The sequence below is a fragment of the Promicromonospora umidemergens genome (assembly GCF_024171995.1).
GTDB classification, from domain to species: domain Bacteria; phylum Actinomycetota; class Actinomycetes; order Actinomycetales; family Cellulomonadaceae; genus Promicromonospora; species Promicromonospora umidemergens.
Genome location: NZ_JAMTCT010000011.1, coordinates 161,138 through 173,904, shown reverse-complemented (window position 1 = coordinate 173,904; position 12,767 = coordinate 161,138). Strand labels below are relative to the sequence as shown.

Below are 12,767 nucleotides of genomic sequence, written 5' to 3'. Positions count from 1 at the left end.
TCAGCTACCGGACGTGGTGGCCACGTCGGCGGGGTCGAGGGGCAGCTCCTCGCCGTCGAGCACCATCTGACCGGCGCGGGCCTTGGTCTCCACGTACTCGGTGTTCCACAGGGCGCTCAGCTCCTCGACGTCCCCGCCCGAGTAGCCGGCGTCGAGGAACGCCAGGATCGCCTCGGACTCGTTCGCGGGCAGCTCGGGTGTGGTGTGCGTACCGGGCGCGAACGGGAGCTCCTCGCCGTCCAGGATCATCTGTCCGGCGCGGGACTTGGTCTCGGTCTCCTCGAGCGACCAGATCTCCTGCAGCTCGACGAGGTCCTCACCGCTGTACTCGGCGCCCCAGAACGCCTCGTACTGCGCCTGGGTGTACCCGGCGGGCATGTCGGACCAGTCGACGCCGACGGCGTTCACCGTGGTGCCGACCGCCTGACCGAAGCTCGAGGTCGGGTTGGCCGCGGCGGCCAGGCCTGCGCCTGCGACGCACAGGCCGGTGGCCGCGACGCCGATCGCGGTGATGCGGAAGGTCTTGGAGCGGAGGGTGCGGGTCGTGCTGGTCACGTGGACCTCCAGGTGCGTGGGATGTGCTTGCGCCCCTTAAGACGCCGCTCACCCGCGAGATGTGGAGTCACGAGCGCCACTACTTTCGCCCGGTCACCGAGCGTGCTGCGTCGCCCACGCGTGCATGGCGATCGCAGCCGCTGCTCCCGCGTTGATCGAGCGGGTCGAGCCGTACTGCGTGATGTGCAGGACGACGTCGCACGCGGCCTGCGCCTCCGCAGTCAGGCCGGTGGACTCCTGGCCGAACAGCAGGACGCACTCGCGCGGGAGCGCGTAGCCCTCGATCGGCACGGAGCCTGGCACGTTGTCGATGCCGATGATCGGGAGCCCGGGGGACGCCGCCCACTCGGCCAGCGCCCCGGCGTCCGGATGGTGCGTCACGTGCAGGTACCGGTCGGTGACCATCGCGCCGCGGCGGTTCCACCGGCGCCGGCCCACGATGTGCACGCCTGCCGCGTTGAACGCGTTGGCGGTGCGGACGACGGAGCCGATGTTGAGGTCGTGCGCCCAGTTCTCGATGGCCACGTGGAGGGGATGCCTGCGCGTGTCCAGGTCGGCGACTATCGCCTCGACGGACCAGTACCGGTACTGGTCGGCCACGTTCCGGCGGTCGCCGTCGGCCAGGAGCTCCGGGTCGTAGCGCGGGTCGTCGGGCAGCGGGCCGGGCCAGGGGCCGACGCCGACCGGGTGGCCGGTCCCGACAGGCTCGTCGGCCACACCCGTCATCCTGCCGCGACGGGAGCGGCCGAGCCCTGCGTCCGGCGCGACTCCCACCAGATCGCCACGGCGACGACCGCCGCACCCACCAGGGCGAGCAGCACCGGGACGATGAAGTCTCCGGGGGGAGCCAGCAGGTCGCCTGCCTCGTCCTGCCAGGGCCACAGCGCGCGCAGCGAGCCGAGCATGAGGCCGGCGAGCAGCGCCATCGTGCCTTGACGGCGGTGCTCCAGCAGCCAGTGCAGGAACTTGACGAACGATCCGAGCCCGACCGCCGCACCGAGCATGAAGGTGCCGATGAACGCGAGGTCGCGGTCGTGCAGGGCCGCCTGGACCGGGACGTACAGGCCCATGGCGAGCAGGACGAACGAGCCGGAGATGCCGGGCAGCACGAGCGCGTTGATGGCGATCGCCGCTCCGACGAACACGAGCCACAGGGGCGGGTCGCTGAGCTCTGCGGCGGGCAGCCCCGTCAGGAAGAAGGCGGCGATGGCCCCGGCCACCAGCAGCCCGACGTCGAGCGGCCGGAACCGGTGCGGCATCATCCGCAGCGGGACGCTGATCGACACGGCGATCATGCCGAAGAACAGTGCGCGCATCGGCACGGGGTTCGACTCGAGCAGAGGCGCGATCGTGTTCAGCGAGACGAGCAGGATCACGACCATGCCGGCGAGCACCGGAACGAGGAACGGCCAGTCGATCTCGCGCAGCGCCGCGGAGGCCTGCCGGAGGCCGCGGCGCCCGACGAGGCCCTGGACGAGCTCGCGGAGGGCGTGCACGAGCTGGCTGGCCGCGCCGAGCAGGCCGTCGTACAGGCCGACGACGAGGGCGATGGTGCCGCCCGAGATGCCGGGAACCGACTCGGCGGCGCCGACCAGTCCGCCGCGCACCGCGTTGCCCGGTGCGGCGGACCAGGGCGTCCTGGAGGACGTGGAGGGGTGGCGGCGAACCGGCCCGGGGCGCGTCGCGTCGTCAGGGACAAGGTTGGTCACGCGCGAAGCCTACGACCCGCCACAGGGCTCGGCGCACACCCACGAGGCGTGCCCACGAGCCGGACGTGGCTGGCGTTAGGCTGACGCCCATGATCGAGCGGACCACCGAAGCCTGGCTCACTGACATGGACGGCGTGCTGGTGCACGAGGGAACGGCCCTGCCCGGCGGACCCGAGTTCATCAAGGCACTGCGGGACAAGGACCTGCCGTTCCTCGTCCTGACGAACAACTCGATCTTCACGCCGCGCGACCTGCGCGCCCGGCTCGCCTACAGCGGCATCGACGTGCCGGAGCAGAACATCTGGACGTCGGCCCTTGCGACCGCCCAGTTCGTCGCGGACCAGATCCCGAACGGCAGCGCGTACGCGATCGGCGAGGCCGGTCTGACGACGGCGCTGCACCAGGCCGGCTTCACCCTCACCGAGTCCGACCCGGACTACGTGGTGCTCGGCGAGACGCGGACCTACTCGTTCGAGGCCATCACCAAGGCCATCCGGCTGATCGTCGGCGGTGCCCGGTTCATCTGCACCAACCCGGACGTCACCGGCCCCTCGCAAGAAGGCGTGCTGCCTGCTGCCGGGTCGGTGGCCGCGATGATCGCGGCGGCGACCGGCCGCCAGCCCTACTACGTGGGCAAGCCGAACCCGGTGCTGTTCCGGTCCGCGCTCAACCTGATCGGCGCGCACTCGGAGTCAACGGCCATGGTGGGCGACCGCATGGACACGGACATCCTGGGCGGCATGGAGGCCGGCCTGGAGACGTTCCTGGTGCTCACGGGCTCGACATCGGCCGACGAGGTCGAGAAGTACCCGTTCCGCCCCAGCCACGTGGTGAACTCGATAGCGGACATCGCCGACCTGGTCTGATCCGCCCGCCCGGGCAGCGCAGGGTCAGGTCAGGCCGGGGATCCCGAAGCCGTCGATCTTGCCGCCGGTCTCGAAGCGCGGGCTGTCCTTCTCCATGGGCAGCACGATGCGCGCGACCTCCGCGACCCGCTTGGCCCGCTCGGCCAGGGTCGTCACATCGGTGCGGCCGGGCCGCCACAGCAGGATCGAGGGGCCCTCGATCCGCAGCCGGGAGCCGTGGAAGTCGGGCAGCATCACGATGTTCGCGAGCCGCGCGTCGAGGGCACGGCGGGCGAACACCTCGTCGGAGGCCCGCACGAGCCACTGCCCGTCGAACGCGGGGTTGTCGATCTGGACGTCCTGGGCGCCGAAGAGCTTCTGCCACTTCTCGCGGAAGCCCTCTGGCGACAGGTCGACCACCGGCTCGCCGGGCAGCGCGTCGAGGGCGACCACGTGCGCCGTGCGCCGCAGACCACGACGACGCGAGTCGGCGCCGGGCGTGCCCGCGCGCCAGGTATAGGTGAAAGAGACGATGTCATGGCCGTCGACGTTGCCGCGCAGGACGTCGCGAGCCACCCGGTCGAGGCCGATACCGAAGGGCCGCCCGCTCCATCGCTGGGCAAGCGTCAGATCTTTGTCCACGTACTCCCAGCCGTTCGCCTCCGCCCATTGGGCGACGTCTTGCGAACGGCCGCGTCTCATCATCCGTGCCGCGGCAACGGTGAAGGTCACTACGCCGACAACGAGCAGGACTAAAGCGACAAATGGCCCCATGAATCTAAAGATACAGTAGCGCTAGGCAAAAGTCTTCACGGTAAGTGATATCGAGATGCCCAGATTACGGTATCGAGGGGTTCAGGCGAGCCCGAGGTCCTGCAGGTCGTAGAGGTAGTGGTACTGCACCCCGAGGGCCTCGATCTTCTCGCCCGCGCCGGTCGCCCGGTCCACGATCGTGGCAACGCCCAGCACCTCGGCGCCGGCCGCCCGGGCCGCCTCGATCGCCGCGATGGGGGACCCACCGGTGGTGGTGGTGTCCTCGACGACGACCACCTTGCGCCCTGCGATGTCGGGCCCCTCGATCTGGCGCTGCATACCGTGCGCCTTCGCCGCCTTGCGCACCACGAAGGCGTCCAGGTCCTGGCCGCGCGAGGCCGCGGCGTGCAGCAGCGCGTCCGCGATCGGGTCAGCGCCCAGCGTGAGGCCACCGACGGCGTCGATCTCCGCCGTGCCGAGCCCTGCCTCCTCGAGATGGTCAAGGAGCACGTGGCCGACGAGCGGAGCGGCCCGGTGGTGCAGGGTAATGCGGCGCAGGTCGACGTAGTAGTCGGCCTCCTTGCCGGAGGACAGAGTCACCCTGCCGTGCACCACGGCGAGCTCCTTGATGAGCTCGGCCAGCTGCTCGCGCGGGGTCGGGGAGAAGTCAGAGTTCACGGTGGCAAGAATACGTGGCGCCGGCACGCCGCGCGGAAGCCTGCCTGGTGGCGCGGGCGCCGTCCTGGGTTGCCGCCGACCTCTGGGAGGGTTCTGCTGTGAGCCTGACGCAGAGCGAGCAGACCAAGAAGATCTCGGCCTGGGCGGCGATCCTCTTCGCACCGACGCTGATCGGCACCATCTACGGCATGAACTTCGACCACATGCCCGAGCTGCACTGGACGTTCGGGTACCCGCTCGCGATCGCCGGGATGCTCGGTCTGGGCGGGATCTTCTACTGGATCTTCAAGCGGGTCGGCTGGCTCTGACGGCCGCACGCACCGTTGTCCGCCCGCCGGGCCGGCCGGCTCGTCAGCGGTACTTGCCGAGGGCGCGGACGGCCCGGCGCGGCGCCGCCCGCAGCACCGCGCTGGCCAGCTTGTAGCGCACCGACGGCGTGGACAGCACGACGCCGCTGCGCACGTCCGCCAGGGCCGTCCGGACCACGTACTCGGCGTCGAGCCAGCCCCAGTCCGGGATCGCCGACTCGGGGATGCCGGCCCGCTCGTGGAACTCGGTGTGCGTGAACCCGGGGGACAGCAGCGTGGCCGTCACACCCGTGCCCCTGAGCTCGACCGCCAGGGACTCGGTGAAGGTCCGCACGTACGCCTTCGCCGCTGCGTACGTGCCGCCGGCGGTGAGGGCGGCGACCGAACCGACGTTGAGGATCGCCCCCCGGTCCCGTTCGAGCATCTGCCCGACGGCGGCGTGCGTCAGCTCCACGACCGCCCGCACCATGACGTCGATCCCACGGCGCTCCGTGGTGACCCGGCCCGTCGCGAAGCTCGCCCCGGTGGCGAAGCCCGCGTTATTGACGAGCAGCCCGACGGGGCGCAGGCCGCCGTCCTCGGGCCGGCCGCCGACGACCGCGAGCCGCTGGGCGACCCGCGCGACGTCGTCGGGCACCGAGAGGTCCGCCGGGAGCACCTCGACCGCCGCACCATGGGCGGAGCGGAGCTCCTCGGCGACCTTGTTCAGCCGGCCCTCGTCGCGCGCCACCAGCACGAGGTCGTGGCCTCGCGCCGCGAGCTGCCGCGCGAGCTCGAGCCCCAGGCCGGCGGAGCCTCCGGTGATCAGTGCTGTGCCCATGTCCGCAGCCTAGGCCTGCGCACGCTCCCGGCGCTTCAGCCAGATGCCCAGGGCCAGCAGCACCACGATCGCCACGTACGCGCTCGCGGCGAACGGGCTGCTCACGAGGTAGGACAGGTCGCCCTGGCTGATCGCGAGCGAACGGCGCAGCCGGTCCTCCGCCATCGGGCCGAGGATCATGCCGACCACCAGGGGCGCCACCGGGTACCCGTACCGCCGCATGAAGAACCCCGCGAGGCCGATCAGCACCAGCAGCAGCACGTCGACGGGCGAGAAGTTCAGCGCGTACGAGCCGAGCGCGCCGAACAGGATGATGCCCGCGTAGAGGTAGTGCCGCGGGATGCGCAGCACGCGTACCCACATGCCAACGAGCGGCAGGTTCAGCACCACCAGCATGACGTTGCCGATGTACAGGCTCGCGATCAGTGCCCACACGAGCGTTGACTCGTTCTGCAGCAGGAGCGGGCCGGGCTGGATCCCGTAGGACTGGAACGCGACGATGATGATGGCCGCGGTCGCCGTCGTGGGCAGGCCGAGGGTGAGCAGGGGGACCAGCACGCCCGCCGACGCCGCGTTGTTCGCGGCCTCCGGGCCGGCAACGCCCTCGATGGCACCCTTGCCGAACTGCTTGCGCCGCTCCTTCCCGGCGAGCCTGCGCTCGGAGGCATAGGAGAGGAACGTCGCGACGTCGGCACCGCCGGCCGGGATGGTGCCCACCGGGAAACCGATCGCGGCGCCGCGCAGCCACGGCTTCCAGGAGCGCCGCCAGTCGTCCGGCTTCATCCAGGAGCGCCAGCCCTTCTCGATCGGGATGACCTTGATCGGGCCGTGCCGCATCCGGGAACCTACGTACAGGGCCTCACCGACGGCGAACAGGCCGACGGCGACGATCACGACGTCGATCCCGTCCGCAAGGTTGGGCACACCGAACGTGAAGCGCTGCTGGCCGGTCAGGGTGTCCGTGCCGACCAGCCCGAGGAAGAGGCCGAGGGAGAGCGCGGCGAGGCCGCGCGGGACCGACGAGCCGAGCAGGGCGCCCACGGTGATGAACGCGACCACCATGAGGGCGAAGTAGTCGGGCTCGCCGAGCTGGACCGCCCAGCGGGCGATCACGGGCGCCAGGAAGGTGAGCGCCACCGTGGCGAGGGTCCCCGCCACGAACGAGCCGATGGCTGCGGTGGCGAGCGCCGCAGCGCCCCTCCCGGCGCGCGCCATCTTGTTGCCCTCGATCGCCGTCACGATCGAGGCGGACTCGCCGGGCGTGTTGAGCAGGATCGACGTCGTCGACCCGCCGTACATGCCGCCGTAGTAGATGCCGGCGAAGACGATGATCGCCGCCGTCGGCTCGAGGGAGTAGGTCAGCGGCAGGAGCAGGGCGATCGTCATGGCCGGGCCGATGCCCGGCAGCACACCGACCGCCGTCCCGATGAACACGCCGAACAGCGCCCACAGCAGGTAGGTGGGGTGCAGGACGGTGGAGAACCCGTCGAGCAGTGCGGAGAAGTTATCCACGGAGGAACGGCACCCCTTCCAGGAGCGGGCCGGCCGGGAGCGACAGCCCCAGCAGCCCGCCGAAGATCACTTGGATGATCAGGCCCAGCACGAGCCCGGCCACGGCGGCGCGCCACCACGGGCGCGCGCCGAGGACGACCGCGGCACCCGCGAACAGGATCGCGGCGGCGAACGGCCAGCCGATGACGTTGATCGCGAACACGTGGACGACCAGGATGGCCACGATCAGCACCACGGTCAGCCAGTCGGTCCGGACGTTCGGGTCGACGTCCTCGCCGCCCTCCTCCTCGCCGCCCCGGCCGCTCAGGACCAGGACGACCAGCACCACTCCCGCGACGACGAGCATGCCGCCCACCAGGTAGGGAAAGGCGCGCGGTCCCAGCGTGTTGGTCGAACCAGGGACGGTGATGCTCCCGGCGGCCACGAGGACGTACGTGCCGAGCGCCGTGGTGGCGAGGGCCAGCACGAGCTCGCCCCACCGGCGGCGCGGCTTCTGCGCCGCCCTCGGCTCCAGGGCGTCCGACGGCGGAGGGCCCGCCTCGTCCGTCGGTGCACCAGGTGCTATGGGCGCCTCGGGCGCCGCGCCGTCGGGCGTCACCGGATGAGACCGATGTCCTTGAGCACCGTCAAGGACTCTGCGATGTTGCCGTCGAGGTAGGTGTCGAACTCCTCACCGGCGAGGAACGCGTCGTCCCAGTCCTTCTCCTCGAGCGTGGCCTGCCACGCGTCGGACTCGGCGAGCTTCGTGACAGCGGTGGTCAGCGCCTCCCGCTCCTCGTCGTCGATGGAGCCGGGAGCGACCACACCGCGCCAGTTCGTCAGGACGACGTCGTACCCGGCCTCGGTGAGGGTCGGCGTGTCCGGGAGCGCATCGACGCGCTCCTCGCCGGAGACCGCGAGCGCCCGCAGCTCGCCGGCCTGGACCTGCTCCGCGTACTCGCTGATGCCCGAGATGCCCGCGTTGACATTGTTGCCGAGCAGCGCCGCCAGGGACTCGCCGCCACCGGAGTAGGCAATGTAGTTGAGCTTGTTCCCGATGTTGGACGGCGGCATCCCCGCGGCCTTGAGCAGCATCCCGGCGAGGATGTGGTCGGTACCGCCCGCGGACCCGCCGGTGATGGACACGTCCTTGCCGTTCTTCTCGATGTCGGCCAGGAGGTCGTCGATGGTCTCGTACGGCGACTCCGCCGGAACCACGATGACCTCCTGCTCCTCGGTGAGGCGCGCGATCGGGGTGGTGTGCTCGATCCGTGCCTGCGACTGGTTGGTCTCGACGGCCCCCACCATGACCAGGCCCATCACGAGGAGGGTGTTCGGGTCGGAGGCGTTGGCGATGTTCGCCAGGCCGACCGTGCCGCCCGCTCCGTCGACGTTGGTCACCGTCGCGCTGCCGACCAGGCCTTCGTCCTGCAGGTTGGCCTGCATGGCACGGCCGGTCTGGTCCCAACCGCCGCCCGGACCCGCCGGGACCACGATGCTGAGCTCGTCGATGGCGGCGTCGCTGCCGCCACCGCCCGCTTCAAGGCTGGAGCAGCCGGCCAGGGCCAGTGCAAGGACGATTCCGACCGGGGCAGCCCCGGTTCGCATGATGCGCATGTCTTCTCCTTTGAGTGGATGCGGCGGATGCGGGTACCCGGAGCCGGCTACGTCGACGGCCCTCGGTCTACCTCGGCGTGAGCGTAGGGAGCGCACGCCTCGGGGGCCTGGTTGTGGTCGCAACGAAGGTTGTGGTCGTTTCGGTCGCACCGCTCGGCTACCGCACCGGCCGTCAACCGGTGCACACTGGCGTCCGTGAGAAGAGCGATGACGCTCCGGGCGCAACTGTTGGTGCTGCAGGTCGTGATCGTGCTCGTGCTGGTGTGCACCACCGGGTTGGTGGCCTCGGCCCTGCAGGAGCGCCAGCTCCGCGAGGCCTACGTCGACCGGATGGCAGGGGTGGCACAGTCGGTGGCGCGGCTGCCCGCCATCCAGGACGCGTTCGACGACGACGACCCCTCCGCCACGATCCAGCCGATCGCGGAGGTCATCCGTGAGGCGTCCGAGGTGACCTACGTGGTCGTCACCGACGACGCCGGCATGCGCTATTCCCATCCCGACCCCGAGCAGATCGGGCGGCGGGTCTCGACCGACCCCTCCGTACCCCTGTCGGGGCGGGTGTGGACGGGCACGCAGACCGGCACGCTCGGCACGTCGTGGCGCGTCAAGGTGCCCGTCTACGGGGACGCGGCCGACGACGCCTCGACCGCCCCCGTCATCGGCACCGCCAGCGTCGGGATCCTCGAGTCAGAGCTGCGCGCCGACCTGACCGACGACCGGGGCTGGCTGCTCGGCTCGCTCGCGGCCGCCGCGGCGGTCGGCGTGCTCTGCGCGGCGTGGCTGACCCGCCTGGTACGCCGCCGCATCTACCTGCTCGAGCCCGAGGACATCGCCGGCCTCCTGGAGACCCGCGGCCTCACCGACGCCCTGCGCTCCCAGTCGCACGAGTTCGCCAACACCGTGCACGTGATCTCGGGGCTGCTGGAGCTGGGCCGCACCGAGGATGCCGTCGCGTTCATCGAGCGGTCGGGCTATGGGGGGCTGTTCACCTCGGCGGCGGTCGCGCCGGGCGTGCGGTCCCCCGAGGTCGCGGCGCTGCTCCTGGTCAAGGCCGTCACGGCGCGTGAGCGCGGCGTGCTCCTCGATGTCGACGACTCGTCCACCCTCGACGCCCCGGCCACGCCGGACGCCTCGTCGCTGCACACGGACGCGCTCATCGTGCTCGGGAACCTGATCGACAACGCGGTCGACGCGACTGCGCCCGACGGACGGGTCCGGGTGCTGCTGGCCTCCGACGGCACGCACCTGCGCCTGCAGGTCGACGACGACGGCCCCGGCGTGCCCACCCACCTGCACCACCAGGTCTTCAAGGCCGGGTTCTCCACGAAGGTGCCCGGGATGAGGGAGCACAGCCGCGGCATCGGCCTTGCCCTGGTCAGGCGGGTGGTGGACCGGCGCGACGGCGAGGTGGCCATCGGGACCGGCGACCTCGGCGGGGCGCGGATGACCGTCGAGCTGCCGGTCCGGGTGCCGGTGTCGGGCGGGCTCTTCCGGGCGGCCGGGGCCGAGGTCGGCGCCGGCGTCGGTGCCGGGGTCCGGGCCAGGGCCGGGGCCGGGGAGGCGGCACCATGACGGAACGCGCACGGACGCTCGTCGTCGAGGACGACCCTGCCGTCGCCGTCGTGCACCGGGAGTTCGTGGAGAGCCATCCCCGGTTCGTCGTGGTGGGCGAGGCCCGGAACGGCGCGGACGCGCTGCGGCTGGCAGCCGCGCTGCGGCCCGACCTGGTGCTGCTCGACCTGCACCTGCCGGACATCGGTGGGCTCGACGTGCTCCGCCGGCTGCGGCTGCTGCCCGGCCCGCCCGTCGACGTCGTCGCCACCACCGCTGCCCGGGAGCTCGACAGCGTGCGCCAGGCCATGGCCGGCGGCGTCGTCGCCTACCTGGTCAAGCCCTTCAGCGCCGCCGCCCTGCGCGAACGCCTCGATGAGGTGTGGCAGCGGCGCGAGGACGTGCGACGGGCCCAGGACACGCTCGGTCAGGACGAGGTGGACCAGCTCCTCGCCGGTCCGCGGTCGGCCACGGCCCTGCCACCGAAGGGACTCTCCGAGCGGAGCCGCACCCTGGTCCACGAGGCGCTGGTCCGGCTGTGCGCGGACCCGAGCACGGGCGGGCCGGAGGGGCCGACCGGCCCGGGGGCGCCGGACGGGCGGGGCGGGTCCGGCATCAGGGACGCGTCGGCGGTCGAGGTCGCCGAGGCGGTCGGGATGTCACGCGTGAGTGCTCGCCGCTACCTGGAGCACCTGGTCGCCGAGGGCCATGCGCGGGTCAGCCCGCGCTACGGGGCGACGGGCCGCCCGGAGAACCGCTACCGGCCGACGTGACCGGCGCCGATCCGCCCTCGGCCGTGCTGCGCGCGTACCCCGTGATTGCGCCTAGATCTCGCCCCTGTTCCGGGCGCAATCGCGGGGTAGAAGCCGCGACAGCGATCAGACCGGCGAGGCCAGCGGGTCCGGGTTCGGCTGGGTCCGGCCCGTCGCCGTCTCGTACGCGAAGCCCTCGCGCACCCAGTACTCGAACCCGCCGAGCATCTCCCTGACCTGATAGCCGAGCTTCGCGAACTCGAGCGCGGCCTTGGTCGCGGCGTTGCAGCCGGGGCCCCAGCAGTAGGTGACGACCGGCAGGTCCCGGTCGACGAGCTGCTCGGCCCGCAGCCGGACCTTGCCGCCGGGCAGGTGCACCGCGCCGGGGATGTGCCCCTGGTCCCACGACTCCTGGGACCGCGCGTCGACGAGGGTGAACGGGACGCCGGCGGCAAGATCGGCGTGGACGTCGGCGACGTCGGTCTCGAAGGTGAGCCGCTCGGTGAAGTGCGCGACGGCGGCGGAGGTGTCCTGGGAGGTCGTCATAGCCAGAGTCTGCGGAGGCTGAGCCGCCACGGCAAGCGCCGGGAGCACCACGGTTCCTGAAGTGTCGGTAAGGCCCGCTACTTGTCAGGCGCTGATGCGACCCTTGGTTGCCGCACGGGCCGTGCCTATCGCGTCGTGCATCACCTCGTCGGCCTGCCGCAGGAGGAGTTCGCGCTCAGCCATGGCCCGGGTGAGCACTACCTGCGGGGGCAGCTCGTCGACTCCGACGTCGTAGACCTCGGCCGTGTCGATGTCGAAGTTCTCGAAGTCGCGCTCGATCTCGGCCAGTTCCTTCGGCTTAAGTTCGGACATAGGGTTTCACCTCCTAAGTTGGCAACTACAACATGCCAAGTTGAACTTGCTTTCATGGGCGAATGGATTCAGTCGCTCGTTGCCTCGCGCAGGAACCGCACCACGCGCCGAGCCCGGAACATCAGCGCGTAGCCGATGGCGATGACGTGGCCCACCACGCGCATCGTCTCGTTCACGGCACCCTCGAGGAGCGTGTCCTCGTCGTCGACCACACCGTCCCGGGCAGAGCGCAGGCTGAGGATCTTGGCCCGGTCGTCCGGGCCCAGCTCCTCCAGCAGCTTCGGCACCGCCGACAGGGACTGCGCGAACGGCGCGTTGCGTTCGAGCACGGGCTTGATGATGTCCTCGGGTTCGAGCCACTTCCCTGCGATGATCACGACCGCGACGATCGAGCGGCGTCGGGCGTACGCCGCGAGGACGGCCCCCGCTCCGGCGGACGCGCCCATGAGCGCCACCCGTTCTCCGCGCTGCTCGTAGCGCTCGACCATCTCGTCGAGCCGGTCGAGCCGGTCCTGGAACGACGCGTCGGACGACCAGCGGACGCGGAACATCGTGGTGTGAACGCCCAGGGCGCGCCACGTGCGCAGCGCCTCGCGCTGGAGGTGCACAAGGGGCGGCAGCCGGTCGCCCAGCCCGGGCACGAAGATCACGCGGAGCGGGGCCTTGCCCGGCTGTCCGACGGCGTGCCGGACGGCGCCGTCGAGCGCGGGGAGGTCGCTGTCGCCGCTGGTCGTCTGCTCGATCATGTCGCGCAGAGGCTACACGGCACAGGTACGTGTCAGACCCCCAGGTCGCCGTGCTGACCTGGGGGTCTGACACTCGGGTCAGGC

The 12,767-nt window shown here is 71.3% G+C and carries 15 protein-coding genes and 1 pseudogene; 4 read left to right on the top strand and 12 right to left on the bottom strand.

Going from position 1 to position 12,767, the window contains the following annotated elements; genetic code table 11:
* From APR04_RS17775 to APR04_RS17765, 3 genes are all read right to left on the bottom strand, one after another.
* Positions 1-555: a hypothetical protein gene (locus tag APR04_RS17775; RefSeq protein WP_253872471.1), complete on the bottom strand. Its 555-nt coding sequence runs from the start codon at positions 553-555 to the stop codon at positions 1-3.
* 93 nt (positions 556-648) lie between these two features.
* Entirely contained in the window at positions 649-1,281 is a 633-nt protein-coding gene (locus APR04_RS17770; protein ID WP_372496127.1) for a TrmH family RNA methyltransferase, read from the bottom strand.
* Positions 1,278-2,264, bottom strand: coding sequence for a DUF368 domain-containing protein (locus APR04_RS17765; RefSeq protein ID WP_253872466.1), 987 nt, complete (start codon positions 2,262-2,264; stop codon positions 1,278-1,280). The genes APR04_RS17770 and APR04_RS17765 overlap by 4 nt, the downstream gene beginning before the upstream one ends.
* Before the next feature lie 89 nt (positions 2,265-2,353).
* Here APR04_RS17765 and APR04_RS17760 point away from each other — a divergent pair, with 89 nt between their 5' ends.
* Positions 2,354-3,130: an HAD-IIA family hydrolase gene (locus APR04_RS17760; RefSeq protein ID WP_253872463.1), complete on the top strand. Its 777-nt coding sequence runs from the start codon at positions 2,354-2,356 to the stop codon at positions 3,128-3,130.
* Between the two features lie 24 nt (positions 3,131-3,154).
* On the opposite strand, the gene APR04_RS17755 is transcribed toward APR04_RS17760, so the two are convergent.
* On the bottom strand, positions 3,155-3,883 hold the full coding sequence (locus tag APR04_RS17755; protein ID WP_253872461.1) for a type III secretion system chaperone family protein: 729 nt from the start codon (positions 3,881-3,883) through the stop codon (positions 3,155-3,157).
* Between the two features lie 81 nt (positions 3,884-3,964).
* Entirely contained in the window at positions 3,965-4,540 is a 576-nt protein-coding gene (gene pyrE / locus APR04_RS17750; protein WP_253872458.1) for an orotate phosphoribosyltransferase, read from the bottom strand.
* Positions 4,541-4,641: 101 nt separating this feature from the next.
* On the opposite strand from pyrE, the pseudogene APR04_RS17745 reads away from it, so the two are divergent.
* Positions 4,642-4,848: pseudogene (locus tag APR04_RS17745) on the top strand (CorA family divalent cation transporter); the annotation flags it as partial.
* Between the two features lie 43 nt (positions 4,849-4,891).
* Here APR04_RS17745 and APR04_RS17740 read toward each other — a convergent pair.
* The 4 genes from APR04_RS17740 to APR04_RS17725 are packed head-to-tail and all read right to left on the bottom strand — an operon-like array spanning position 4,892 to position 8,776.
* Entirely contained in the window at positions 4,892-5,668 is a 777-nt protein-coding gene (locus APR04_RS17740) for an SDR family NAD(P)-dependent oxidoreductase (protein WP_253872455.1), read from the bottom strand.
* Positions 5,669-5,677: 9 nt separating this feature from the next.
* Entirely contained in the window at positions 5,678-7,180 is a 1,503-nt protein-coding gene (locus tag APR04_RS17735; protein WP_253872453.1) for a tripartite tricarboxylate transporter permease, read from the bottom strand.
* Positions 7,173-7,778 (bottom strand): tripartite tricarboxylate transporter TctB family protein, encoded by a 606-nt coding sequence (locus tag APR04_RS17730; RefSeq protein ID WP_253872450.1) that lies wholly within the window; start codon positions 7,776-7,778, stop codon positions 7,173-7,175. Before APR04_RS17730 ends, APR04_RS17735 begins: the two co-directional genes overlap by 8 nt.
* Positions 7,775-8,776 (bottom strand): Bug family tripartite tricarboxylate transporter substrate binding protein, encoded by a 1,002-nt coding sequence (locus tag APR04_RS17725; RefSeq protein WP_253872447.1) that lies wholly within the window; start codon positions 8,774-8,776, stop codon positions 7,775-7,777. Before APR04_RS17725 ends, APR04_RS17730 begins: the two co-directional genes overlap by 4 nt.
* A gap of 195 nt (positions 8,777-8,971) precedes the next feature.
* Here APR04_RS17725 and APR04_RS17720 point away from each other — a divergent pair, with 195 nt between their 5' ends.
* The gene (locus tag APR04_RS17720) at positions 8,972-10,348 is read left to right on the top strand and encodes a sensor histidine kinase (protein WP_253872444.1); all 1,377 of its coding nucleotides are present in this window, start codon (positions 8,972-8,974) and stop codon (positions 10,346-10,348) included.
* A complete protein-coding gene (locus APR04_RS17715; RefSeq protein ID WP_253872441.1) occupies positions 10,345-11,100 on the top strand; it encodes a response regulator in 756 nt (251 codons plus the stop codon). Before APR04_RS17720 ends, APR04_RS17715 begins: the two co-directional genes overlap by 4 nt.
* Positions 11,101-11,205: 105 nt before the next feature.
* On the opposite strand, the gene APR04_RS17710 is transcribed toward APR04_RS17715, so the two are convergent.
* The 3 genes from APR04_RS17710 to APR04_RS17700 form a co-directional block, all read right to left on the bottom strand.
* Positions 11,206-11,625 carry a rhodanese-like domain-containing protein gene (locus APR04_RS17710; RefSeq protein WP_253872439.1) on the bottom strand — a complete coding sequence of 140 codons (420 nt, stop codon included), beginning with the start codon at positions 11,623-11,625 and terminating at the stop codon, positions 11,206-11,208.
* Between the two features lie 84 nt (positions 11,626-11,709).
* A complete protein-coding gene (locus APR04_RS17705; RefSeq protein ID WP_253872436.1) occupies positions 11,710-11,937 on the bottom strand; it encodes a hypothetical protein in 228 nt (75 codons plus the stop codon).
* Between the two features lie 68 nt (positions 11,938-12,005).
* Positions 12,006-12,683 carry an alpha/beta hydrolase family protein gene (locus tag APR04_RS17700; RefSeq protein ID WP_253872434.1) on the bottom strand — a complete coding sequence of 226 codons (678 nt, stop codon included), beginning with the start codon at positions 12,681-12,683 and terminating at the stop codon, positions 12,006-12,008.
* Positions 12,684-12,767 lie beyond the last annotated feature (84 nt).